The sequence below is a fragment of the Salipaludibacillus neizhouensis genome (assembly GCF_002886185.1).
GTDB classification, from domain to species: domain Bacteria; phylum Bacillota; class Bacilli; order Bacillales; family Salisediminibacteriaceae; genus Salipaludibacillus; species Salipaludibacillus neizhouensis.
The window spans coordinates 2,216,192-2,241,047 of sequence record NZ_KZ614146.1; the positions used below are offsets into that span (position 1 = coordinate 2,216,192).

Below are 24,856 nucleotides of genomic sequence, written 5' to 3' on the forward strand. Positions count from 1 at the left end.
AGCAAACTGGCGCTCTGCGGGGTCTCGCTTGGATCATTCTTCCACAGGAGTCTCGCGGATTTTTCCAAACAACAATTTTTATAAAGGCAGTTTACATAACGGTTATTGTTTCTAGATTTTAAAAAACAAATAAACACAACGTTTTAAAAAGGCTGTCTACGTTGACTTTCTTTTTTATAAGTAAAACGTGTAGCGTCTTTTGTTAAATACAGCGTGAGCTTTCGCCACCCCGATTAGCACCTACGTACTGAGTGTACGTGCTAACCGAAAGGAGGCGGGTTTCCCTTGATACGCGTGGCGTAAAGGTAGCTGTCAACTTATTTCCGAACAAAATAACTCGAAGTAGCGAAGGGGGCGACTCCTGCGGGATTAGCAATAGCTGAAGACCCCGCAGGACGGTCTTTGTCCGAAGAGGCTGAAGCATTGCCCCGCGGAAAGCGTCCGCCTAGAGCGAATTTGAGACTTTATGTTCGATGAAAACATCTTTCTGTAAACAGCACCCAAAAAAATTTCCTATTCTCGAAAAACAAAAAAAGGCACTAAAAAAGTCTTAATCAACTTTTTCAGTACCACGACACTATTGAACAGCCTTGAAATTCGTTAGCTTTTCATTTTAGTAACAGCAATGGAGAGAGTTCCAGGTCCTACGTGAGTACCTATTACTGGACCTATATCTGTAATAACTTCCTTCTTAATAGAAAAGTGTTCGTGTAATTGTTTCATAACTTCTATCGCTTCATCCTTTGCCTCCGCATGGGAAATGCCAATATGAAGATCTGCATCCCCGTACTTATCTGTGAGTTCTTGGATAATACGTTGAACCGCTTTCTTTTTTCCTCGTACTTTCTCAAACGGATACACCTCTCCTTCAGGATTTAATGAAAGGATTGGTTTTATTTTCAAAAGAGAACCTAAAATGGCGGACGCTTTACCGATTCTACCGTTTTTCTCTAAATATTCCAATGTATCCACCATAAAGTAAACATTTGTATCTTCCAGAAGCTCACTTAATCGATCCATACAAACCTTTTTACTAGCACCAGCCTGAGCAAGAGTTGCTAGCTCTACAATAATTACGCCAATAGCATAAGAAGCCCTTTTAGAGTCTACAACAGTTACCGGAACTTCATCGCCCAATGTCTGAGAAGCAATATAAGAGGACTGAAACGTACCACTCAACTTTGAGGATAAATGAATAGAAATAATATCAGATTGATTATACTCCTCATGTAGGCGACGATACACTGTCTCGAACTGATGCGGGGTCGGCTGAGAGGTAGTTGGTATGTCTTGCGTGCTTGTTAGCTTTTCGTAAAATTCACCGGATGTTAAATCGACCCCATCTTCATAAGAATCTTCCCCAAAATGAACAGTTAATGGTACAACAGAAATGTCTAATTCCTTTTGTAGATACAGTGGAATATCAGCAGTAGAATCTGTAACAATTTTTACTGTTTTCATCATTTTATCCCCCTAATATAATCACTATTCCACCGCTAAGATGTAGGAATATAATGGTTGATCTCCGATGTGAATTTCTACTTCGATGTCTTCATATTTTCCTTCAATATATTCTCCTAGCTCTTTTGCTTCCACGGAATTACGGTCTTCACCATGAATAATCGTGACAATTTCACAATTTTCGTCAACCATTTGATCAATCAGTTCTTTTGCCACATTTTGAACAGAAGACCCCGTAGAAATGATATTTTTTTCATGAATTCCCATGAAATCACCTTTTTTAATCTTCACTCCGTTAAGGCTTGTATCACGGACAGCATACGTGACCTCACCAGTTTTTACGTCTGTCATTGCTTCTGCCATTTCTTTCGCATTCTCCTCAAGAGAAAGTATATTATTGAAAGCCAGCATAGCTGCAAGACCTTGTGGTACAGATTTAGAAGCAACAACGACTACTTCTAGTTCAGATACTTCTGCTGCTTGATTTGCAGCCATCACGATATTACTGTTGTTAGGTAACAAAATCACTTTTTCAGCATTGCAACCTTCAATGGCTTTAACAAAGTCTTCTGTAGATGGATTCATTGTTTGACCACCTTCGATCACTCTTTTTACACCTAAACCTTTAAATAAGTCGGCTATTCCAGAGCCCATACCCACTGTAATAACAGCAAACTCCGTTTTCTTTTCTTTTGCATTTGTTGTGGAATTTTGTTCAGAAGCCTGCGAATCATCGTTTAAAATACTCGAATGTTGTTCTCTCATATTTTCAATTTTTACATTAACTAATGAGCCGAATTTTTGGGCTTCGGTAATCACATTTCCAGGGTATTCCACATGAATGTGAATTTTTAATAAGTCTTCGTCGGAAACAACTAATAAAGAATCTCCATATTCATCCAACTTGTTTCGGAATTGATCTTCATTGAAGGCATTTTCCTTTATTTTATCGTTATCAAACTTAACCATGACCTCTGTGCAATAGCCAAATTCAATATCCTCTGTGGCCATATGGCTTTGGGCTGATAATTGATGGTGCTCAAGTTTTATTAACTCGTCCAAGTCAGGAGCGTCTTGTTCTACCATATCAACAATTTTCTCACCTTTTAACACAGCCAAAAAGCCCTCATAAATTGTTACAAGGCCTTGTCCTCCAGAATCAACTACGCCGACTTCCTTTAAAACAGGAAGTAAATCTGGAGTCCTTTCTAGGGAATCCTTTGATTCTTGGAGAATATCCTGCATTACTTTAATAATATCATTGTTCTTTTTACTTGATTCAGTCCCTTTCTTAGCAGCATCTTTCGCTACGGTTAGAATGGTCCCTTCCACTGGTTTCATCACTGCCTTGTATGCCATCTCCACGCCATACTCAAGTGCTTTACTCAGCTCTTTGGAAGTAATTGTTTCTTTACCTTCTACTGATTTAGAGAATCCCCTGAATAGTTGAGATAAAATAACCCCTGAATTTCCTCGTGCCCCCATCAGCAATCCTTTTGCAAAACTAGAACTAATAAGTCCTACATGATTGGCTGACTGGTCCTTGACCTCTTTCACACCTGACGTGATTGTTAAGTTCATGTTTGTACCTGTATCTCCATCAGGAACTGGAAATACGTTTAATGCATCAATTTTCTTTGAGTTTTTGGAAAGATTATTTGCACCTTCGATAAGCATTTTTGCAAACTTTTTTCCTTCAATACTTTTCACCGTCACGAATGTTCCTCCTAACTAAACGTGCTTACGGATTAGTAACACGAACTCCTTGAACAAATATATTAACAGAGTCTACCACTAAACCGAGCATTTGTTCCAATTGGTATTTTACTTTCGACTGCACATTATGAGCTACTTCAGAAATTTTCGTGCCATAGCTGACAATGATATACATATCTATATGGATATTTGCGTCCTCATCTTCACGGATGACCACACCCCGAGCTAAATTCTCTTTTCCTAATAAATCAGTAATACCATCTTTCAACTGTTTTTGTGAAGCCATTCCTACAATACCGTAGCAATCAACTGCGGCACCACCTGCAATGACAGCAACTACTTCTTTTGATACGTCAATATTACCAAACTTTGTTTTCATCTCTATGGTCATTCCAAATGCCTCCTTTAAGCTGTTTACCTCTTGGCTATCGTCATTTTACTATAAAACTTGGTAATTTGAAAGAAGAGTTACAGGTGTAACAAAAAAATCAAAGCTCTTTACAAACAGTGTCAAGTTAATTTACTTGATGAATGTTAAGATTTCACTTGAAATATTTCAGTCGTTATGCTAATATAACCAAGTGTCTAATTATGAAATATAAACGAATACGAATGATTGTACTCATCGTGAATCAGAAGGAGGGATAATCATGGCACGTAAATGTGTTATTACAGGAAAAGGTCCTAGAACTGGAAATGCACGCTCTCACGCGTTGAATTCTACAAAGCGTCGTTGGGGCGCAAACGTTCAAAAAGTAAGAATTCTAGTTGACGGCAAGCCGAAACGTGTATATGTTTCCGCAAGAGCTCTTAAATCCGGAAAAGTGGAACGTGTATAATTGAAATGAAGTTAAAGGATTTTGCTAAAATGAGAAAAGGTTTTTATTATATCCGCTTCTGTTCTAGCATGTCCAAATTAAAAAACGGCGCACCCAGCGCCGTTTTTTCTTTTTATCTATTATAGTAGTTGTTTTTCTTTCTCTGCCGATCCGGCAGTGGCGGGAGCATCCATTACATTAAGCACCTATACGCATTCATAGGTGCTTGTAATTTCCGCAAAGGTAGATGCAATAAGAATAAAACGATAAGATACCCTTTTTGAGACCCAACCTTAACTTTTTTTGAATGTGCCGAGAACCGCTCTAACAAAGCCTCCAATAAATCTAGGTAATTTAATAGTATAAAATTTCAATACTTTCCCCTCCTCGAAAGGACACTCCCTGATAAGTAAGCCCTTGTGTTTGAGAAAACATCCATTAATGTATCGTTGTTAACAGTATATTCAAGGTCGTAGAAATAGTACCTGTTTTTTCAAAGTAATCTAATTTTAAATCTTTCTATCAGTCCCTTGATTGAATCAAAAACAACTTTCCACCGGTAAACTTGATTACTCCTTCAACGTCAGTAATTTCGTTACTGATACATAGACTGGAGCCTTGCATCAATGTCTGTTTTTCCAACGGGTATTTAAAACCTGTAAGTGACAACCCTTCCACAAAAGGAGTAAAAGGAATTAAAGAAACATAAGTATAAGCCCCTTTCGTCACTTTATACGTTCCCTTTTCTCTTAAACTCATTTTATTCCAACGATCCAAAATGGAGACCGGTATATTCGTTTTTAATCCTTTTAATAACAATTGGGCATTTATAAACAAGTGATCTAACCTGCCTCCGGTTGCCCCTACCAAAATTATCTCTTCCGGATTTCGTTTTAATACCCACGTTAAAGCCAGTTCCATATCTGTTTGATCTTTTTGTTTTGGGAAAACATCTAATTCAACAGACTTTTTATGGATCCATTCCAATTCCTCGTTGGTAATAGAATCAAAGTCTCCAATCGCATGAGTTGGTACTATTCCATTCTCCATCAGTACTAAGACGCCTCGATCAACTCCTACAAACTTTGCCAGTGGGTACTCTTCCTTAATGTCTTCGAGCAATGGCACATGATTTAACGGACCTCCGGCATATAATATATACGTCAACAGAAACTCTCCTTCTAAGAGAAATTGAAGTGCCCGGAAGCTCTTCTTACCCCTCATTGTCTTATTAATCGACGAACTCTTAGTTTTTAAGAAACATCCCCTGCTAAAAGCGCTGTCTAAAGCAAATTCAAGCCCCTTCTTGTTCAAAAGAAAACAACAACCCTCTAAAAACTAGAAGTTATAAATTATTTTTAAAAAACGACTGTCGCTTTGAATATGCAACAGTCGTTATCATTAGTAATCCCCACATAATCTATGTAAGAGTTAACTTAGAGGTGCTAGTGGTGAAAGAAATGTCCAGCTTCCTCTCACACTACCAACGACCACAATGCGGGTCTTAACTATTCTATCTTGTGTACCCTATATTGAACCTCGAATACTATCAATAGCTTCTTTTCGGTTAGTTTTTCCGTAGATTGCGGAACCAGAAACCAATACATTCGCACCTGCAGTTTCACACAAACGGGCAGTAACCGGATTTACTCCTCCATCTATTTCAATATCGATGTCTTTTCCTAAACGGTCAACCAATTCTTTCACCTGTGACACTTTTGGCAACACTTGATGAATAAAAGACTGCCCGCCAAATCCAGGATTGACCGTCATAAGTAAAACTAAATCAACATCTTCTATCACATGTTGAATAAGAGAAACCGGAGTAGCAGGATTTAAAACTACCCCTGCCTTCGCACCTGAATCTTTGATCAACTGAATAGTTCTATGAAGATGGGGGCATGCTTCTGCATGCACACTAATAATGTCAGCCCCGGCTTTTGCAAAAGCCGGAATGTAATTGTCTGGGTTTTCAATCATTAAATGAACATCCAGTGGCAGTTTCGTTAACGGACGAATTGCATCGACAATAAGTGGACCTATCGTAATGTTTGGAACAAAATGCCCATCCATCACATCAACATGAATATAGTCAGCACCACCTTTTTCCACGTCAATAATTTCTTCTCCGAGTTTTGCAAAATTTGCTGCTAAAATCGATGGAGCAATTTTCATCATAACTAGTACCTCCGTTTTTGACTTTTAATTTCATCTAAAAACTCTAAATAGTGTTCATAACGATGTGTTGCTATCTCTCCATTTGCTACAGAATCCTTGACTGCACACGATGGCTCATTGACATGAGTACACATTCGAAATTTACAATCATTTAATCGCTCTAACATTTCCGGAAAATAATGTGCGAGATCATATTGATCAATCCCTTGAAAATCTAATGAACTAAATCCAGGCGTGTCTGCAACATAGCCACCAGCTTCAAGCGGAATTAACTCCACATGTCTCGTAGTATGCTTACCTCTACCTAAGCTTTTAGAGATTTCATCTGTCTCGATATCGAGTTTAGGGTTTAAGGCATTCAAAAGAGAGGATTTCCCTACACCAGACTGCCCCGCCAACACAGAAATAGTACCATTTAAGAATGGTTCTAATTTTTTTAACGTCTCCTCCATATAAATCGATGTCTCTAACACTTCATAATTAAGGTTTTGATAAATCTTTTTGTATTGATTTAAAGACTTCTCGGACTTCTCAGAAGTAAGGTCTATTTTCGATAAACAAATAATTGGCTCGATTTTATTTGCTTCAATATGCACGAGAAATCGATCTAATAACACGGGGTTAAAAGAAGGTTTCTCTACAGAAAAGACCAAAATTGCTTGGTCAACATTTGCAATTGGAGGCCTGACTAATTCATTTTTTCGATCTTCCATTTCCATAATATAACCATCTGTTCTATTTTCAGCTTCAAAATCCACCCAGTCACCAACTAAGGGGGAAATTTTTCGCAGTCGGAAATTACCTCTCCCGCGACACTGGAAAATTCCATTTTCATTTTCTACATAATAAAATCCACTTAGCGCTTTTATAATTCTTCCTCGAGCCATTCGGACCTCCTCTTAGTTTCTTATTCAAACTGCTGAAGCTCTTCATACGTATATTCATAAGGTGAATCTTCAAACTCTTCGTCGTCTACTTGTAAGATCAGAAAACCAGAGTCTTCCGGCGCTACAGTCATCGGTAAATCAAATGTTGTCGTTTCCGTTATTTCTTCATCAATTAATTGATTGGGTGTTCTATTTTCCATATCTGTCACAGAGATGCGAATACGATAAACTCTAGGGTCACCATTCGCTTCTTCCGTTTCACTAACTTCGACAACAAAAGGAACGGTTGCAGTAATAGGTTCTAGTTCCTCTTCCGGCTCTTCTAACTCTTCCTGAGGCTCCGGTTCAGGAACTTCCACAGGTTCAGGACCTCTGGAAATTACGACATTCACTGTCGTACGCTCACGAATTTCTGTTCCTCGTGCAGGGTCTTGAGAAACTACACTTCCCTCTTCCATTGTTGGATGGTATTCTTCCTCAAAACTCATACTTAATAGAGGATTATCGGCTGTAGTCTCGATGACTTCTTCCTGAGTCATCCCAAACAGGTTACTCATAATGTAAGTAGGCCTTTCACTAACCGTTAATGTTACAACCGTTTCACTAGGGATTACCATTTCTCTCGCTCCTGGAGATTGGTTGATCACTGTATCATCATCATACTGTGACGTTTCTTCATACTGTACCTCTACTGATTCAAATTCATATTCTTCAAGTAGTGTTTCGGCACTCTCCCTTGTCTCACCAGTAATATCTCTCATTTCAATTGGTTCCATTCCTTCACTAACATACACCGTGATAAGAGTACCTTCTTTAACCGATTCTCCTTCTCCAGGGTTAAGCGAAATGACATGATCCGCTTCCATCTCATCGTCATGGCGCATCTCCTGTTCAACTTCCAAATTTAATTCGGCAAGGGTTTCAGCAGCCTCTTCATATTCCATTCCTACTATTCCTTCAGGAATCTCAACATCATTCACATGAAGCAAGCTTGGAATTAAATAAAAAGAAACAATAAATATACCAATTAGAAATAATATCGCTAGTAGGGATAGTTTAAACCAAAATCTTGCACCTTTTGGTTTTTTACTTTTAGAAACTGCATCATTCTCTTTCCCTACTTTTGTCTGTTCCGAATTCACTTTACTCGAATTCGGAACAACCATTGTGTTCTGGAAATCGCTTCCGCTTTCGTTTTTACCCACAACAGGGACAGCTTTTGTCATTTCGTCATCTTGACTAGAAATGTATTTAGGTGTTTCATTTCTGCGGTCGGGATTAAGCAATGTAGACAGATCTGTTTCCATCTCATGGGCAGAATAATACCTTTCGTCCGGATCCTTTGCAGTAGCTTTTGTGATAAAATTCGCCATACTTTGTGGAAGACCGGGAACTTTTTCTTTTATATCCGGAAGTGGTTCTTGAAGTTGTTTAATAGCAACGGATACTGCCGTATCCCCTTGAAAAGGAACTTCCCCAGTAAGCATTTCAAACGTGATAATTCCCACCGAGTATAAGTCTGATTTTAACGTAACTTGACCACCCTTGGCCTGCTCGGGCGATAAATAGTGAACAGAACCTAAGACCGAGTTCGTATGTGTTATCGTTGCTTCACTGATGGCTCTAGCAATTCCAAAATCAGTTACTTTAGCAATTCCATCAGGTCCCATTAAGATATTGTGCGGTTTAAGGTCCCGGTGAATAATGTGATTATCATGTGCATGTCCAACTGCAGAAGTAATTTGTCCTAAAATCCTAACAGTCTCTGCAACTGATAACCCCCCACTTTGTTGTATGTAACTTTTCAAGGTCATTCCATCCACGTACTCCATAACGATATAATATAAATTTTCCTCTTCCCCTACATCGTAAATAGTCACAACATTCGGGTGTGATAAACTCGTAGCGGATTGAGCCTCTCTACGAAACCGGCGTATGAATTCCTCATCATTGGAGAATTGAGACTTCAGCATTTTTACAGCTACTTCACGATCAAGTATAAGATCTTTAGCTAAATAAACATCCGCCATTCCTCCTCCACCGACAGATCGAATTATCTGATAGCGATCATTTATTCTTTTGTCTTTCATTCATGATCCACACCCTTCGACCTGTTGCTCACGAGCGCGAGTGTAATATTATCTTCTCCGCCAAGTTCATTTGCTTTTTTTATCATATCATTTGAAATTAAAGGCAATGATTTTTCGTTCTGAATCATACTTGCCAACACTTCATCTGAAAGTTTATCCGTTAAACCATCGGAACAAAGAAGGATGATTGCATCATCTCCCCATTCCAATGATTCTACATCTACTTTTACTGTTGCCTCAGTGCCTAATGCTTGTAAAACGACATTTTTCCTAGGATGTGTCGCTGCCTCTTCACGTGTAATTTGACCAGAACGAACCAGCTCCTGAACAAGAGAATGATCCTCTGTAATTTGTTTCAAAGTGTTTTCTTGAAAAAGATATACTCTTGAATCTCCAACATTTGAAAAAGTTACAAAATCTTTCGTTAATATAGCTGCGACTAAGGTAGTTCCCATTCCTTCGCATTCTTTGTTCGTCAGAGAGTGTTGATAAATCTGCTCATTTATTTTCTCCACGATATTTAGAAGCCAGACCTCTGCTTCTTTTGGAGAAAATAATTCAGAGCGATTTTCACTCCACTTATCCACCATCAATTCTTTCGCAATCAAGCTGGCTAAATCTCCTGCTTGATGTCCACCCATACCATCCGCGACTAAAGCCAGTGTCTGACCTATTTGATCCTCCACAACTGCCCCATTATCCTCATTGTGAGCTCTCACTTGACCAATGTCTGTCTGATATATACTTTCCATCTCAACCCCTCTTTCCTTAGCCTGTTTCGTTTTATTAAGGCTGTTTACTAAAAGATTGTTGCGTTTAAAAGATTAGGACAACTTCTAGGTGGATTTTTCCGCAGGTAATACATTGAATATATTACTCTCTTTTTAGAATAGCAGAAATAAAAAATCCATCTGTACGGAACTCACCAGGAAACAGTTGAAAATATCCCGGATTTTCTTTCTTTTCACTTGCTATTATACCAGGTATTCTAGTTAGGAGTTGATCGTCAAAAATAGCTTCTTCATTTTCCTCAACAAAAGCAGTGACGACATCATCATTTTCTTCACGATCTACTGTACATGTAGAATATACCAAGCGTCCACCTTTTTTTAATAGCGGCCATACTGCTTCAACAATCGATTGTTGAATTTCTGACAAACGGTGGATATCTTCTTCCTTTTTAGACCACTTTAAGTCTGGTTTTCTTTGGATAACGCCTAATCCGGAACAAGGGGCATCTACTAAAATACGATCAAAACTTTCTTTGTCATATTTCTCATGGAGTTGCCTGGCATCAGCAACTTCTCCGTGAACAATCGATAATTCAAGTCTTTTCGCCTGGTCATGGATAAGTTTCACTTTATGGGAGTGAATGTCAATACTAACTACTTCTCCGATATTTTGCATTCGTTCCGCAATGTGCATGGATTTGCCTCCTGGTGCTGCACAGGCATCCAAGATCGACTCTCCTTGTTGAGGATCAAGTGCAAGGGTCACTAACATGGAACCTTCGTCCTGAATAGATATCCAACCATTCTCGAATGCCTTTGTATTGGCTAATGATCCTTTTTTCACGTATAGACATTCTTCTACATAAGGACTTTCCTTCACTTCCAAACCTTGATCCTGAAGGGATTCCATGACCTCTTCTTTTGTGACCCGGTTTGTATTTACTCGAACGGAATGAGTAGGATGAGTTAAATTAGCAAACGCAATAGAAGATGCTCGTTCAGCCCCGTATTGCTTGCTCCAACGCTTTAATAACCACTCTGGATGACTCGTTTCCACTGCCAGACGTTCAGTCTCATTCTTTATGGAAGAAAATTCCGGTAACGGATGACGTAGAAATGACCGCAGAATCCCATTCGTCATACCTGATATCCCTTTATGACCTCTTTTTTTAGAAATCTCTACTGCTTCGTTTATTGCAGCATGATCAGGCACGCGGTCAAGAAAAATAAGTTGATAAACGGTCAACCTCCATAATATATGTACCCAGTCATCAATTTTGACGAGCGGTTTCTTGGAATATGCCTCCAAATAAAAATCAATTCGCTTCTGATACTGGATCGTACCATATACAATTTCTGTTAGTAACGGAACATCAATGGATGCGATATTTTCTTTCTTTATCGTATCATTTAAAAGTAAATTACTGTAAGCTTGATTTTTCTTTATTTTCAATAAAATCTCCAAGGCTGCTTCCCGAACATTTCCAGTCGACTTCTTTTTACTCATTATCTTTAGCTCCCAACATCGTTTCCGTTGTCCATTTTCCGCCTGCTCCTCTTAAAAAAGTCGCTACATCTAAAGGTTTTTTCCCAGAGGGCTGTATTTTTAGTAATGCAAGAATACTTTTTTCTCCACACGCCACAAGGATTTCGTTCTCAGTAAGCCCAATAACTGATCCTGGTTGCTTGTCAGTTTTTCCGGCTTTCACCCTAGCCTCCCATATTTTCAAACGCCGATCTTCTACGGTAGTAAATGCGACAGGCCAAGGATTTAAGCCGCGGATTTGATTAAAGATCTGCTTTGCAGATTGTTGCCAGTCAATAACTTCCTGCTCTTTTTTAATTGTTGGGGCGAATGTCACCTTGGCTTCTTCCTGCTCTTGAGGATTTAGCTTTTCTTCTTGTATTAGAGGCAGAGTTTCCATCAGCAGATCAGCGCCTATTTGGCTTAATTTATCGTGCATAGTTCCCGTCGTGTCCTCCTCTAAGATTGGTATACTTCGTTGTGTTAGGATAGCACCGGCATCCAATTGTTTGACCATGTACATAATCGTTACTCCTGTTTGCTCTTCCCCGTCAATAATTGACTGGTGAATAGGTGCCCCTCCCCGGTATTTAGGAAGCAAGGAAGCATGAACATTTACACATCCGTAACGAGGTACATCCAGAAGTTCTTGAGGAAGGATTTGCCCGAACGCAGCTGTCACAATTAAATCTGGTTTCACAACTGCTACTTGTTTCCATTCCTCTTCATGTTTAATTTTTTCCGGCTGGAAGATTGGAATATGTAATCTTTCTCCTTCTACCTTGATCGGTGGGGGAGTAAGTGTTTGTTTTCGTCCTTTTGGTCGGTCTGGTTGGGTGACAACAAGTACTACGTTATACCCTTTTTCACTTAACGAACGTAGAACTGGCACCGCAAAATCTGGTGTACCCATAAATACGATCTTCACAATATATCTCCCCTTTATAATCTATTTTCCTCTTAATCAACTCGTATGCTTCCGCTGCGACCCAAATTCTGAATTTAAAGCATCATATACGGATTCATATCCATATGAATAGCTAAAGACGATCGTGTCGTTTCTGATTGATATGTTTTAATGACTTCCTGCAAAGTATTTGTCAGTTTAGGCTCAACTTTATATTTTATCATGCATTGATAGCGATATCTATCTTTGATCCTCGGAATAGTAGAAGCGACCGGACCATATACAAATGTTTGGTCTGAAAGCTCTCGTTGCAAAAAGTGAGTAATTTTTTCGGTAACAGAAACGACTTGATCTAACTGTTCTGAACTAACATGAATAATAACTAAGAAATAATATGGAGGATATCCTCCTTGTTTACGGATACCCATTTCTTTTTCAAAAAATGATAGATAGTTATGCGACTTTACGTCTTCGATACTGTAATGGTCCGGAGTATATGTTTGAACCACGACTTCTCCGGGCTTTAAATGCCTTCCAGCTCGACCACTTACTTGCGTTAACAGCTGAAAGGTTCGTTCACCCGAGCGGAAATCCGGTAAATGGAGCATCGAATCTGCTGCTAATACTCCAACGAGCGTTATGTTTGGAAAATCCAAACCTTTTGCGATCATTTGAGTTCCGAGCAGTACGTCTCCCTTCCCTTCTCCAAATTGACGCAGGAGTTTTTCATGGGAACCTTTGCGTCTTGTAGTATCTACATCCATTCTAATAATACGAATCTCTGGAAATACCTTCAATAATTCTTCTTCCACTTTTTGTGTACCGGTACCGAAGAACCGAATAGAGTCACTTTGACATTCTGGACAAATGCTTGGAATGGTTTCTGAATGGCCACAATAGTGACATTGCAACGATTGATTCGTTCGATGATAGGTGAGTGAAATATCACAATGATCACACTGAGGAACGTAACCACAGTCTCGACACATAATAAACGATGAATACCCTCTTCGATTTAAAAAAAGCACTGTCTGTTCTCTTTTTTCAAGCCGATCAGATATGCCTTTTACTAATGATTCTGAGAACATCGAACGATTTCCGGAACGCAGCTCTTCTCTCATGTCAATAATCGATACTTCAGGCATTTTCACATGATTCACTCGATTTTCCATTGTCAATAATGTATAGACACCTTTTTTTGCACGCGCATAACTCTCCAAGGAAGGTGTAGCACTTCCTAAAATAATGGGGGCTTTATAATATTCGCCACGTTTAATTGCAACTTGTCTCGCATGGTATCTTGGCGACTCTTCCTGCTTATAGCTCGTCTCATGCTCTTCGTCTATAATGATGATTCCCAATTTTTCAAACGGCGCAAATATTGCCGACCTTGCCCCAACAGCTACATCGACCTTACCTTCGCGAATCTTCTGCCATTCATCATACTTTTCCCCTTTAGACAGTGCACTGTGAAGAACAGCTACGCGAGAGCCAAACCTTTCTTTGAATCTCGTAACCATTTGTGGAGTTAAAGAGATTTCCGGAACGAGAACGATTGCTTCTTTACCTTTTTTAAGAACTTGATCGATAGCTTGTAAATAAACTTCGGTTTTTCCGCTCCCGGTTACCCCTCGGAGAAGAAACGTTTGATGATTCTCCTGATGGATAGAATCCAAAATCGGGTCTAAAGCTGTTTGCTGTTCTTCCATTAAGGGAAGTGGTTCCGATTTCACAAATGTTCTTCCCTCATATGGATCTCTTGCAATCGCCTTTTCCTCGATAGACACTAAGTTCTTTTTTCTTAGTGACTGAACAGTATCCCGAGAAACATCTGCTTTTTCAAGAAGAGCTGTTAACGTATATTCACTTTCGTCTTCGAAATGACTAATAAAAAACTCCAATAGTTTTACTTGTTTAATTGCTCGGGAAGGTGTCGATTCAATCGCTTTTTCTAAATCCTTCTTTGAAACCATCAAATTAACAATTTGCTGTTTCTTAACGGAATCACTGGTCTTTACTAGAGGGGTTACTAGCACAACTTCCTCTTTAATTGCAGTCATCATCACCTTTTTATCAAGCTCTGACGCATCCTTACTCCACTTTTCCCAGCTTTCTATTTCATTCGTTTCTGGAAAAAAAGGCTGGATTGATTCTGGCACCTCGCCTTCATCTAAAGATTCATGAATGGACAATCTTTTATCATACTTCGCTCGCATAGCAGCTGGAAGCATAGTTTTTAGCACTGTAACGTGAAATGATAATGTATTATCCTTCACCCATGTTGATAAGGCTAAAAGCTCTTCAGTAAGAGGTGGCTTTAAATCAACTAGTTCTGCTAAAGGTTTAATTTTTGAGGAATCGTACTCACTGTCTTCTGCAATAGCTATCACAAATCCCTGAACTTTTCTAGGTCCAAATGGGACGTTCACCCTAATTCCTGGAACAATGGTCTGTTCGAATTCAGGTGGTACCAAATAATCAAACATACGATCCGTTTGATTGACGGCAACATCTACGATTACTTTTGCGATCATTTAACGCTCCTCCAACAAAGTTTTTATTTCGTTTAACAACAAATTTGCGGCTTCTCTTTTTGTTGTTAGAGGGATTGCAACTTCTTTTCCACTAGAGAAATACAGATTTAGTTCATTTGTGTCCACTTGAAAACCCACGTTTTTTTCGGCTATCGAATTGGCTGCAATGATGTCTAAGTTCTTTTTCTGAATTTTCTTTTTAGCGTTCTCTTCTATGTTCTCTGATTCTGCTGCAAATCCAATAAGAAGTTGAGACGTCTTTTTTCCCCCTAAAGATTGTAAAATATCATTTGTTCGTTCCATTTCAATGTGAAGGTCACCATTTGTTTTTTTCATTTTCTGCTCATATATTTCCTTCGGACGGTAATCAGCTACAGCTGCCGCTTTGATAACAACGTCCATCTTTGCAAATTCCCGGTGCACAACATCAAACATATCTTTAGCTGACCTTACCGGAATCACACTCACTCCATGGGGCTCCTTTAAAGAAACTGGTCCACTCACTAAAGTTACTTCAGCACCTCTTGCAGCAGCCATTTCAGCTATGGCATAGCCCATTTTTCCAGAAGACCTATTTGAAAAAAATCGAACTGGATCAATCGTTTCTTGGGTTGGACCTGCAGTGACCAACACTTTTTTCCCATGCCAAATCTGATTATTTTGTGAGATAAAGTGGTGATCGATCATATCAGCCAAATCTTCTGGTTCCGCCATTCTTCCTTTTCCAACATACCCACAAGCTAAATACCCTTCATTTGGTTCAATATACTTGTAGCCATACTCTTTTAATAATGTCATATTCTTTTGTACAGCTGGATGATCATACATATGAACATTCATGGCTGGAGCAATCATGACGGGAGCTGTTGTAGCTAATAAAGTAGTCGTCATCATGTCATCTGCCATACCATGAGCCAATTTACTAATAATATTTGCAGTTGCAGGCGCAATTAACACAAGATCTGCCCAGTCCGCAATGTCAATATGCGCAATTTTTTCGGGATTTGGTTCCGTAAAAGTATTGACATAAACATGGTCACGCGATAATGCTTGGAATGTTAAAGGCGTGACAAATTCTTGTGCAGAGTCTGTCATGATAACTTTTACTTGATATCCTTTTTGAACTAACTTGCTTGTTAGAGCAGCTGCTTTGAAAACAGCAATTCCTCCCGAAACACAAAGTAAGATTTTTTTTTCAATTCGTTCATCATTCATGGTATTTGCCTCCCGTAATCAGTAGAGCCCGTCAGAACACCGACATAGAAGCTGGACTTCTAAAAGGTATTATATATATATCTACTTACACGATACCTAAATTTCTTGAAAAAGACAAAAGAAAAAACAACCTGGGGTCAGGTTGTTTCGTCGTCTTCACGAATCTCATAGGTCAAATGCTCGGATTCTATTTCTTCTAATGCCATCCCTACATAATTAACTGACTTAGAAGCAACCGTACGTTGAAAAAGTTCTGGTTTTTCCCGAAGTTGTCTTGCTCTGTGTGCTGAAACTGTCACAAGAGTATACTTGGAGTTAATTTTAGTCATTAACGAATCAATTGATGGTTGTAACATTGTCTCACTCCTCCACTAATTCTTTATAAAGATGAATTAATCATTCTTTTTTCTAATTCTCGGCAATTACAATAGATTTTATTCGTTCTACTGCTAACTCTACTATATCATTTTCTACTACATAATCATATTTGTCCATTAAATCTATTTCATCTTCAGCAATAGTCATACGACTATCGATTAAATCTACGTTCCTCTGCCTTCGATACTGCTGAGAAGTTCATTTAAACTTTAGAGGCATTAAAAATCCTTGGGATATTGTGAGTAACCAGTGAATGCCATCAGGTTTACCGATGGCATTCGTATTTATTCTTCCGACGCGTCTTCTTTACTTGAAATGACACGCTGAGCAACTGTTTCAGGCTGAACAGCAGACAATATTACATGATCACTGTCAGCAATAATTACTGCTCTCGTTCGCCTGCCATATGTTGCATCAACAAGCATATTTCTTTCTCGCGCATCAGAAATAATTCTTTTAATAGGTGCTGATTCTGGACTAACGATCGAAATAATTCGATTTGCTGAAACGATGTTTCCAAATCCTATATTAATTAATTTTATATCCATTATTCATTCTCCCATCCTTAATCTTCTAATTGGAGGAAGCAGTCCTTCCCATTCCACTTCAGATTCATTCTATATTTTGTACTTGTTCTCGAATTTTTTCTAATTCAGCTTTGAGTTCAATCACCAGTTGACTCGTTTCGAGATGATTTGATTTTGAACCGATTGTATTTACTTCTCGATTCAATTCTTGCACTAGAAAATCTAACTTTCTTCCAATTACTTTCGCATCAGAAAGAATCGATATAAATTGTTTTAGATGGCTATCGATTCGAGTCAATTCCTCTTGAATATCAGCTTTCTCAGCAAACACAGAAACCTCTGTCAATATTCTTGCTTCATCTATTTCTGTTTTTCCACCTAGACCTAGAAACTCTTCCACTCGCCGTTGTAGTCTCTCGCGATATTGCTTTTGAATCACTGGCGTATACTCACGCAATTTAACTATGAATTGCCGTAATGTATCTATTCGATGAATAATATCATCACGCAGCTCTTGCCCCTCTTTTAATCTCATATCTCTTAATTCCATTGCAGCTTCTTCTACAGAGGACAAGATAACATCTGTGAGCTCACTCGAAATGTCACTAGATTCTCTCACAGCAACTACCTCTTCATTGAACAAGAGTTCTTTAAGAGGAAATGAATTTGAGGAATGAAACTTTTCAGCCATTTCATCAAAAGTATTTTGATATTCTGCGATAAGGTTCCAGTCTATCGATAATTCTTTTTTTGAAACCCCGTCTCCTTGTATATGTATAAACACATCTACTTTACCCCGGCTGATAACTCGGGAAATAGACTTCTTCATCCGCTCTTCTAAGAAGAACAATTGCTTCGGCATGCGAATATTTATTTCGCAAAATCGGTTGTTTACCGCCTTAATCTCTACTGAAACATGACAACTATCAATTTCCTTATTAGATCGCCCATATCCTGTCATACTCATTATCATTCTATCACATCCACTTCTTACATTCTAAACAATTTTCAGGAATACAACAAGGGGACTTATGAAATTCCCTTTACCCTTTAGTTATATAAACCTTTTTTTCTTTCATCGCAAAAGCCTAATACATGTTTTAAACTGTGTATTTTTGCTATAATAGTTAAGCACGCTTTCCCACTCTTTATTTTCAGAGTGGAAGAGCACGTTAAAAGGGAGGTGTATTTATGTCATTTGATGGCATTGTTACACGCGCAGTAACCGATGATTTAAAGGAAAAACTTGTTAGTGGAAGAATTGTTAAAATTCAACAGCCGCATCCTACCGACTTAATTATAACGGTTAGGGCTAATCGAAGAAACCATTCGTTATTTATTTCAGTAAATCCATCTTTCGCACGCTTCCATCTAACTTCTATAAAGCTTGAAAATCCCCAAGAGCCTCCTATGTTTGCAATGTTGCTTAGGAAACACCTTGAGGGAAGTATGTTAGAAAGTATTCAACAAGATGGCTTAGAACGTATCATTACATTTTCATTTAAAGGTCGTAACGAACTCGGAGATGTATCCTATAAGAAATTAATTTTAGAATTAATGGGAAGACATAGTAATCTCATATTTCTGGATACAGAAAACAACAATATTTTAGATAGTATAAAACATGTACCACCATCCGTTTCCCAGTTTCGTACAGTACAACCTGGGCAAATTTATATAGAACCTCCCCATCAGGATAAATTAAACCCATTAGAGATGGATGAGGATCTACTAAGAAAAAATTTGGATTTTAACCTTGGAAAAATGGATCAGCAGATTCAAAGTCAATTTAGTGGATTGTCGCCGCAAATCATTAAGGAAATTCTGTTCCAGGCAAAACTCACAAATAGAGATACACTCCCACCTAAATTCTTGGAAGTGCTGAAACCTGTAAAAGAACGCACTTATACGCCTTTTATGGTAACTAACGCCGATAAAGATGCTTTTTCTGTCATTCCATTAGAGCATCTGAAAGGAACGAAAGTTCATTTTGACAGCATTCACGAAATGCTTGACCGCTTTTTCGTCGATAAATCAGAACGGGATCGTGTGAAACAACGTGCGCACGATATGGAACGATTTATAAGAAATGAATATCAAAAAAATAAAAAGAAAATTACCAAACTCGAAAAAACCTTGAACGACGCAGACAAAGCACAAAAACAACAGAAATATGGAGAATTGCTTACTGCAAATATGCATTTAGTAAAACCAGGACAAACTGAAATAACTGTGGTTGATTATTATGACCCAGAACAAAATGAAATAACGATTCCTTTGCATCCTCAAAGAACAGCATCTGTGAATGCACAACAGTTTTTCAAGAAATATCACAAGTTAAAAAACTCGATAGCCTTTGTCAAACCGCAAATAAGACATGCCAAAGAAGAAATGGCATACTTAGATTCCTTGATTCAGCAGGTGGAAATCGCGACTACAAAGGATTTAGAAGATATTCGTGAAGAGTTGGAAGTTGGAGGGTATGTTAAAAAGAAAAAGAGTAAAAAGAAACAAAAAAAGAAAGATTCCAAACCTACTGTTGAAAAGTATCTTTCTTCAGAAGGGGTCGAACTGTATGTTGGTAAAAACAACAAACAAAATGAGTATTTAACAAATCGCCTTGCCCATCAAGATGACACTTGGCTTCACACGAAAGACATTCCAGGTTCACACGTAATTATCCGAAGTCAGGAATTCGGAGATACGACATTAATGGAAGCAGCAAATCTTGCCGCTTATTTCAGTAAAAGCCGTATGTCAGGGCAAGTCCCAGTCGATTACACACTTATTCGTCATGTAAAAAAACCTAATGGGGCCAAGCCAGGATATGTAACCTATGATAAACAAACGACATTATTTGTTAATCCAGATAATAATCTCGTACGAAAGCTAGCTGAAAATGCTAACAAAGGATAAAAATGCGTAGTGTCTTTTATTAAATGCAACGTCAGCACTGCCACCCCCGAGTAGCACCTATGTAGTTAGTGTAGGTGCTACTCTAAAGGAGGAGTTCTTCCTTGCTACGTGTGGCTTGAAGCCGTTGCCCACAGTCCGACTAGAGCGGATTCGAGCCTTTCTGTTCGAAAGCATACAACAATTTCAAAAAAAGAGGCTGTTTCAAAAAGGTATTTTAACCTTTTGAAACAGCCTTTTAGCATTTATCCAGCATCTAAAACTTTAAACTGCGATTTTACTAAGCCGTAATATTCCCCTTTTTGATCAATTAATTCCTGATGGTTGCCTTGCTCAAGAATATTTCCGTGTTCGAGAACGATAATATTATCCGCTTCTCGAATTGTGGACAATCGGTGGGCTATCATAATAGCCGTGCGTCCGTGTAGCAGTTTTTTCAAAGCACGTTGAATAAGTTGCTCCGTTTCAGTATCTATCGAAGCAGTTGCCTCATCCAGGATAAGAATACGAGGATCAGCCAGCAGTGCTCTAGCGAATGAAATCAGCTGTCTTTCTCCAACCGACAGGACATTCCCTCTTTCCTCAACTTCTGTTTCATACCCATTGTGAAGTTGTTGGATAAATTTATCGGCACCTACTGTTTTAGCAACTTCCATTACCTCTTGGTCACTTGCATCTGGACGTCCAAAACGAATATTATCGAGGATCGTTCCTGAAAAAATAAACGTATCCTGCAAAACTATACTTACCTTTTCTCTTAAACTGTCCAAGCCAATATCACGTAAATCATTACCGTCTAATAGCACTCGACCGCTTGTCGGGTCATAAAACCGGCTTATTAAGTTAACGATGGTTGATTTCCCGCTTCCAGTATGCCCAACGAGAGCAACAGTTTGCCCTTCTTTCATTTCCAAATTAATGTTATTAAGTGCCTTACGGTTCGCATCATAAGCGAATTCAACATCTTCAAACTTAATATTTCCTTTCACTTCTTTTAACTTTTTTGCATTGTTTTTTTCAGGAACGGATGGTTGCTCATCCAAAAATTCGAAAATTCTTTCAGACGAAGCCATACCGACCAAAAGCTGATTGTATACTTGCCCTAACCTTGAAATCGGTTCCCAAAACATCCCAATGTACAAAGAGAAAGCAAAAAATTGACCAATGCTTAATGCATCTATTTGAATCAAATGAACACCGTACCAAAGTAAAACCCCTGTTCCAATTGCTCCACTCATTTCAACAAATGGTCGGAACATTGCACTTTTTTGTGAAGCATTTCTCCACGCTTCATAGTTCTTTTCATTCATTTGATTAAAGAAACCAATATTTTCTTTTTCCTGTGTATACGACTGTGTAATTCTTATCCCTTGGATGCTTTCATTCAAGTGTGAATTAATCATTGACTGTTTAATTCTTACATCCTGCCATGATCTACGAATGTTTCGCCGCAGTTTTGTTGAAATAAAAAACATCAATGGTAAAACAATCATTATAGCTAATGTTAGCTCAGGGCTGATGAAAAACAGCATGACAATAATCCCAATTAACATAATGATATCCATTAATAAATTAATAACACCGTTCGTAAACAAATCCTGCAGACTATTTACATCATTGGTTATCCTTACTAAGATCGAGCCCGCTGATCGTTGATCGAAAAACCGGTGTGATAATCGTTGGATATGGTTGAAAAGTCCTTTTCTTAAGTCGAAAATAACGAGTTGCCCCAGTTTATTCATATATTTGATCCGTATCGTATTCCCTATCCAGGAAACGACATAAAGTCCTGTGATCACCAACACCATAATAGCTAAGAAGTTCACATCTCCTGATTCAATAATATGGTCAAGAGCGTAACTACCAATTAAAAGCGGAGCTATTAATCTCACAGCTGTAGACAATAGCATACCAAGGATTGCCAGTGGTAAAATATCTTTTGAATAAGGTTTCATATAACTTATTAGCCTTGTCATTTGTAACCAGTTAAATGGTTTTTCTATCGCTTGGTCCATTGAATAATGAAATCTCTTTAAAGTTCTTTTATCGGTGTTCTGTTGCTTATTATCTGAGGCTATTTTTTCTTCTTCTGTCATTGCTGTCACCTCCTATTTAGCTTCTTCCATAAATTGTTTTCGGTCCTGGAATTGGATATCATAAATTCTACGGTAAATGCCGCACTCATTATTTAGAAGAGAATCGTGAGTTCCACGTTCAACGATTTTCCCTTCATCCAATACGAGAATTTCATCGGCATGCATCAACGAAGAAATTCGATGTGCAATAATAAAGGTTGTTCTTCCTTGCATGACTTCCCGAAATGCAGCTTGAATTTTCCCTTCCGTTTCCATATCTACTGCACTAGTAGCATCATCCAGAATAAGGATACTTGGATCAATACAAATTGCCCGTGCAATCGCAATCCTTTGCTTCTGGCCGCCCGATAGCCCACCACCACGCTCTCCAAGTACCGAATCATATCCATCCGGTAGGTCCATGATAAATTCATGAGCATCTGCTCTTTTAGCAGCATCGATGATTTGATCGATTGTTGCACCAGGGGCTCCGTAAGATATATTGTCTTTCACTGAAGAGGAAAAAAGAAATGATTCTTGTAAAACAACGCCCGTATTTTTCCGGATTGTTTTCAATGTATAGTCCGTTATCGGTCGACCGTCAATTCTAATTTCGCCTCGATCTGGTTCATAGAAACGTGAGATTAATTGAGTAATAGAAGTCTTTCCTGAACCTGTCGCTCCGATGAGACCAATCGTTTTTCCTGGAGAAGCCTGAAAGGAAATATTGTCCAATGCTAGATCTTCGTCTTCATCATAACGATGACTCACATTTTCAAAAACAACATGACCGTCTAATCTATTCGCCTCGACAGCATTAGGCTTATCAAAAATATCTTCCTTTTCATCGAGGACTTGTAACAGTCGTTCGCCTGAAGCTTTCGATTGTGAAAAAGTGTTGATAATAAATCCTAAATTCATTAACGGGTTAATAATAAACCAAATTAAACTAAAAAATGCTATTAGTACCCCTGGCTGGATAGTATCATTAATGACTAACCATCCACCGTAACCTAAAAGAACAACGACACATATATGACCAATTAATTCCATTAAAGGGAAATATCGTGCCCAGATGTTGGAGGTATGAATAAACTTATCTCTATAATCCGTATTTTTAGCGTCGAATCTGCCCATTTCAAAGCTTTCTTTAGACAAAGATTTAACGGTTGTCATCCCACTAATATTCTCCTGTGCTTTCGTTGTCATGTCTGCTAAAGATTTACGAATACTCGTAAAAGCTGGATGAACTTTTTTATCGAATTGATATACTGTAACAACCAAGAACGGTAATGCACCAAGTGTCACAAATGCTAATGAAGGACTGTAATAGAACATGATTCCTAAACTTAGTCCAATCAGCATGACTAAGTTAGTCAACTGCGCAAAACCAAAGGATAAAAAGAAACGAAACCCTTCGACGTCTGCTGTTAATCGAGACATAAGGTCTCCTGTTCTTGCATTGTCATAGTACCTGAATGGCAAGAACTGTAATTTTCGGTAAAGTGCATTACGTAGCTCATATACAGATTGAATACCGAACAAATCCCCTAAGTATTGATGAAAATAAATGGCGACTCCTTTTAATAACGTAATCACAAAAAAACCTAGAGCCACATATGGTACCCATTGAAAATTTCCGTCAATCACTATATAGTCAATCGTGAATTGCAGAATGATCGGATATACCACTGTAAAAACTGTTGAAACTAATAAGAAAATAATGGACAGGAAAAAATATCGTTTATAAGGCCAATAAAACTCTTTTAAACGTTTAAATGTGTCCATCTCTACACCTCCTTCAAACCTGAACTGAATATGAGTAATACGTCATTAACACAAAATATTCTCATACAACTCAGATAACTCGATTTTGAATTTATCACAATAGCTCTAATATATCGGTTTCCGAAATAAATATCTATAGTCTTTTCTTCGCATATAAGAGCAAATAGCCTTGATAAGATGCCATTTTCTAGTGATATAGAGCATTTCTTTACAATTACAGCTATTTCCGTAACTTTTTGTAATCGCTTAAACTATTGGGTTAAAAAGGTTAGTCACACTTCTCCTTATTACTAGCGGATTATCCACGGTAATTGAAGGGAAGTTCTTCAAAATAATACAGATTTGATAAAATTCAACAAATAAATAAGGATATGCCAAAAGTCCAAAGACGTTTTGGCATATCCTCTATTTATATAATAGTTCCTGTAAAAAGATTCCTGAAGAATCAATGAGACGCCACAGAATGTTAATTCTATTAATGAATTATTTTGATGACCAAGTTTTCGGGTTTTTCTGCCATTCCTGTAACAAATAAAGATCTTTCTCTGTAATCATGTTATTTTCAGCCGCTACATCAATTAGTGTTGAGTAAGTTGTAAGTGATTTTAACGGGTAGCCAGCTTCTTGTTCAGCTGCTTTTGCTGCTGCTAATTCATAGGTAAATATTGAGCAGATACCTAGAATTGATCCACCTGCCTCTTTTACTGACTCTGCCGCTTCAATGGAAGAACCACCTGTCGAGATGAGATCTTCAATCACGAGCACTTTTTTCCCAGTTTCTAGTTTTCCTTCAATTCGATTCTGTTTACCGTGTCCTTTCGAAGAGGAGCGTACATAAATCATTGGGATCCCTAAGTGATCAGCAATCCAAGCTGCATGTGGTATTCCTGCAGTAGCTGTGCCGGCAACGACCTCAACCTCGGAGAAATGTTCTTTTATGTAGGAAGTGAATATTTCAATCACTGTCTTTCTTTCCTCCGGAGAAGACATGATTAAGCGATTATCGCAGTAAATAGGCGATTTCATTCCTGAGCTCCATGTATATGGGTTTTCTGGATTCAAAGATACTGCTTTGATAGACAATAAAATTTTTGCGATTTCTTTTTCTCTCAT

The 24,856-nt window shown here is 38.3% G+C and carries 21 protein-coding genes and 1 pseudogene; 2 read left to right on the forward strand and 20 right to left on the reverse strand.

Annotated elements, in window-relative coordinates:
• Positions 1-600: 600 nt before the first annotated feature.
• Genes CEF18_RS10380 through CEF18_RS10390 form a run of 3 tightly spaced genes read right to left on the reverse strand, consistent with a single transcriptional unit; the run spans position 601 to position 3,568 of the window.
• Positions 601-1,464, reverse strand: a complete 864-nt coding sequence (locus CEF18_RS10380; protein WP_317624104.1) for a DegV family protein — start codon at positions 1,462-1,464, stop codon at positions 601-603.
• Positions 1,465-1,485: 21 nt separating this feature from the next.
• Positions 1,486-3,177, reverse strand: a complete 1,692-nt coding sequence (locus CEF18_RS10385) for a DAK2 domain-containing protein (RefSeq protein WP_110936406.1) — start codon at positions 3,175-3,177, stop codon at positions 1,486-1,488.
• A 25-nt stretch (positions 3,178-3,202) separates the two neighbouring features.
• On the reverse strand, positions 3,203-3,568 hold the full coding sequence (locus CEF18_RS10390) for an Asp23/Gls24 family envelope stress response protein (RefSeq protein WP_110936407.1): 366 nt from the start codon (positions 3,566-3,568) through the stop codon (positions 3,203-3,205).
• A gap of 259 nt (positions 3,569-3,827) precedes the next feature.
• Here CEF18_RS10390 and rpmB point away from each other — a divergent pair, with 259 nt between their 5' ends.
• Positions 3,828-4,016, forward strand: a complete 189-nt coding sequence (gene rpmB / locus CEF18_RS10395; RefSeq protein ID WP_110936408.1) for a 50S ribosomal protein L28 — start codon at positions 3,828-3,830, stop codon at positions 4,014-4,016.
• A 272-nt stretch (positions 4,017-4,288) separates the two neighbouring features.
• Here the strand turns inward: rpmB and spoVM are convergent, their stop codons facing one another.
• The 14 genes and pseudogenes from spoVM to CEF18_RS10465 all read right to left on the reverse strand — a co-directional run bounded on the left by spoVM (position 4,289) and on the right by CEF18_RS10465 (position 17,940).
• Positions 4,289-4,369 (reverse strand): stage V sporulation protein SpoVM, encoded by an 81-nt coding sequence (gene spoVM, locus CEF18_RS10400; RefSeq protein WP_110936409.1) that lies wholly within the window; start codon positions 4,367-4,369, stop codon positions 4,289-4,291.
• Positions 4,370-4,517: 148 nt separating this feature from the next.
• Complete coding sequence (locus CEF18_RS10405; RefSeq protein WP_183040906.1) at positions 4,518-5,162, reverse strand: thiamine diphosphokinase; 645 nt, start codon at positions 5,160-5,162, stop codon at positions 4,518-4,520.
• A 360-nt stretch (positions 5,163-5,522) separates the two neighbouring features.
• A complete protein-coding gene (gene rpe / locus CEF18_RS10410) occupies positions 5,523-6,173 on the reverse strand; it encodes a ribulose-phosphate 3-epimerase (protein WP_110936411.1) in 651 nt (216 codons plus the stop codon).
• Positions 6,174-6,175: 2 nt separating this feature from the next.
• Positions 6,176-7,060, reverse strand: coding sequence for a ribosome small subunit-dependent GTPase A (gene rsgA / locus CEF18_RS10415; protein WP_110936412.1), 885 nt, complete (start codon positions 7,058-7,060; stop codon positions 6,176-6,178).
• Positions 7,061-7,080: 20 nt separating this feature from the next.
• Positions 7,081-9,150 carry a Stk1 family PASTA domain-containing Ser/Thr kinase gene (gene pknB, locus CEF18_RS10420; protein ID WP_110936413.1) on the reverse strand — a complete coding sequence of 690 codons (2,070 nt, stop codon included), beginning with the start codon at positions 9,148-9,150 and terminating at the stop codon, positions 7,081-7,083.
• Complete coding sequence (locus CEF18_RS10425; RefSeq protein WP_110936414.1) at positions 9,147-9,902, reverse strand: Stp1/IreP family PP2C-type Ser/Thr phosphatase; 756 nt, start codon at positions 9,900-9,902, stop codon at positions 9,147-9,149. Before CEF18_RS10425 ends, pknB begins: the two co-directional genes overlap by 4 nt.
• Before the next feature lie 121 nt (positions 9,903-10,023).
• Positions 10,024-11,388 carry a 16S rRNA (cytosine(967)-C(5))-methyltransferase RsmB gene (gene rsmB / locus CEF18_RS10430; RefSeq protein ID WP_110936415.1) on the reverse strand — a complete coding sequence of 455 codons (1,365 nt, stop codon included), beginning with the start codon at positions 11,386-11,388 and terminating at the stop codon, positions 10,024-10,026.
• Positions 11,381-12,337, reverse strand: a complete 957-nt coding sequence (fmt, locus tag CEF18_RS10435) for a methionyl-tRNA formyltransferase (RefSeq protein ID WP_110936416.1) — start codon at positions 12,335-12,337, stop codon at positions 11,381-11,383. Before fmt ends, rsmB begins: the two co-directional genes overlap by 8 nt.
• 71 nt (positions 12,338-12,408) lie before the next feature.
• Complete coding sequence (gene priA / locus CEF18_RS10440; protein ID WP_110936417.1) at positions 12,409-14,847, reverse strand: primosomal protein N'; 2,439 nt, start codon at positions 14,845-14,847, stop codon at positions 12,409-12,411.
• Entirely contained in the window at positions 14,848-16,062 is a 1,215-nt protein-coding gene (coaBC, locus tag CEF18_RS10445) for a bifunctional phosphopantothenoylcysteine decarboxylase/phosphopantothenate--cysteine ligase CoaBC (protein ID WP_110936418.1), read from the reverse strand.
• A 137-nt stretch (positions 16,063-16,199) separates the two neighbouring features.
• Positions 16,200-16,418, reverse strand: a complete 219-nt coding sequence (gene rpoZ / locus CEF18_RS10450) for a DNA-directed RNA polymerase subunit omega (protein ID WP_110936419.1) — start codon at positions 16,416-16,418, stop codon at positions 16,200-16,202.
• Between the two features lie 52 nt (positions 16,419-16,470).
• Positions 16,471-16,649, reverse strand: a pseudogene (locus tag CEF18_RS27160) (guanylate kinase); the annotation flags it as partial.
• Positions 16,650-16,724: 75 nt separating this feature from the next.
• Positions 16,725-16,988, reverse strand: coding sequence for an extracellular matrix/biofilm regulator RemA (remA, locus tag CEF18_RS10460; RefSeq protein ID WP_110936420.1), 264 nt, complete (start codon positions 16,986-16,988; stop codon positions 16,725-16,727).
• Between the two features lie 64 nt (positions 16,989-17,052).
• Entirely contained in the window at positions 17,053-17,940 is an 888-nt protein-coding gene (locus CEF18_RS10465; protein ID WP_110936421.1) for a YicC/YloC family endoribonuclease, read from the reverse strand.
• A gap of 218 nt (positions 17,941-18,158) precedes the next feature.
• On the opposite strand from CEF18_RS10465, the gene CEF18_RS10470 reads away from it, so the two are divergent.
• Positions 18,159-19,883 (forward strand): Rqc2 family fibronectin-binding protein, encoded by a 1,725-nt coding sequence (locus CEF18_RS10470; protein ID WP_110936422.1) that lies wholly within the window; start codon positions 18,159-18,161, stop codon positions 19,881-19,883.
• A gap of 242 nt (positions 19,884-20,125) precedes the next feature.
• Here CEF18_RS10470 and CEF18_RS10475 read toward each other — a convergent pair whose 3' ends face one another.
• The 3 genes from CEF18_RS10475 to pyrE form a co-directional block, all read right to left on the reverse strand.
• Positions 20,126-21,976, reverse strand: coding sequence for an ABC transporter ATP-binding protein (locus tag CEF18_RS10475; protein WP_110936423.1), 1,851 nt, complete (start codon positions 21,974-21,976; stop codon positions 20,126-20,128).
• A gap of 12 nt (positions 21,977-21,988) precedes the next feature.
• Positions 21,989-23,743 carry an ABC transporter ATP-binding protein gene (locus CEF18_RS10480; RefSeq protein ID WP_110936424.1) on the reverse strand — a complete coding sequence of 585 codons (1,755 nt, stop codon included), beginning with the start codon at positions 23,741-23,743 and terminating at the stop codon, positions 21,989-21,991.
• Positions 23,744-24,226: 483 nt separating this feature from the next.
• Entirely contained in the window at positions 24,227-24,856 is a 630-nt protein-coding gene (gene pyrE, locus CEF18_RS25895; protein WP_120689015.1) for an orotate phosphoribosyltransferase, read from the reverse strand.

Excerpts from the sequence above, each read along its gene's own strand:
- CEF18_RS10380 (WP_317624104.1), bottom strand. The coding sequence starts at position 1,464 with ATGATGAAAACAGTAAAAATTGTTACAGATTCTACTGCTGATATTCCA.
- CEF18_RS10390 (WP_110936407.1), bottom strand. The coding sequence starts at position 3,568 with ATGACCATAGAGATGAAAACAAAGTTTGGTAATATTGACGTATCAAAA.
- rpmB (WP_110936408.1), top strand. The coding sequence starts at position 3,828 with ATGGCACGTAAATGTGTTATTACAGGAAAAGGTCCTAGAACTGGAAAT.
- rpe (WP_110936411.1), bottom strand. The coding sequence starts at position 6,173 with ATGATGAAAATTGCTCCATCGATTTTAGCAGCAAATTTTGCAAAACTC.
- rsgA (WP_110936412.1), bottom strand. The coding sequence starts at position 7,060 with ATGGCTCGAGGAAGAATTATAAAAGCGCTAAGTGGATTTTATTATGTA.
- pknB (WP_110936413.1), bottom strand. The coding sequence starts at position 9,150 with ATGAAAGACAAAAGAATAAATGATCGCTATCAGATAATTCGATCTGTC.
- CEF18_RS10425 (WP_110936414.1), bottom strand. The coding sequence starts at position 9,902 with ATGGAAAGTATATATCAGACAGACATTGGTCAAGTGAGAGCTCACAAT.
- rsmB (WP_110936415.1), bottom strand. The coding sequence starts at position 11,388 with ATGAGTAAAAAGAAGTCGACTGGAAATGTTCGGGAAGCAGCCTTGGAG.
- priA (WP_110936417.1), bottom strand. The coding sequence starts at position 14,847 with ATGATCGCAAAAGTAATCGTAGATGTTGCCGTCAATCAAACGGATCGT.
- coaBC (WP_110936418.1), bottom strand. The coding sequence starts at position 16,062 with ATGAATGATGAACGAATTGAAAAAAAAATCTTACTTTGTGTTTCGGGA.
- rpoZ (WP_110936419.1), bottom strand. The coding sequence starts at position 16,418 with ATGTTACAACCATCAATTGATTCGTTAATGACTAAAATTAACTCCAAG.
- remA (WP_110936420.1), bottom strand. The coding sequence starts at position 16,988 with ATGGATATAAAATTAATTAATATAGGATTTGGAAACATCGTTTCAGCA.
- CEF18_RS10465 (WP_110936421.1), bottom strand. The coding sequence starts at position 17,940 with ATGATAATGAGTATGACAGGATATGGGCGATCTAATAAGGAAATTGAT.
- CEF18_RS10470 (WP_110936422.1), top strand. The coding sequence starts at position 18,159 with ATGTCATTTGATGGCATTGTTACACGCGCAGTAACCGATGATTTAAAG.
- CEF18_RS10475 (WP_110936423.1), bottom strand. The coding sequence starts at position 21,976 with ATGACAGAAGAAGAAAAAATAGCCTCAGATAATAAGCAACAGAACACC.
- CEF18_RS10480 (WP_110936424.1), bottom strand. The coding sequence starts at position 23,743 with ATGGACACATTTAAACGTTTAAAAGAGTTTTATTGGCCTTATAAACGA.
- pyrE (WP_120689015.1), bottom strand. The coding sequence starts at position 24,856 with ATGAGAGAAAAAGAAATCGCAAAAATTTTATTGTCTATCAAAGCAGTA.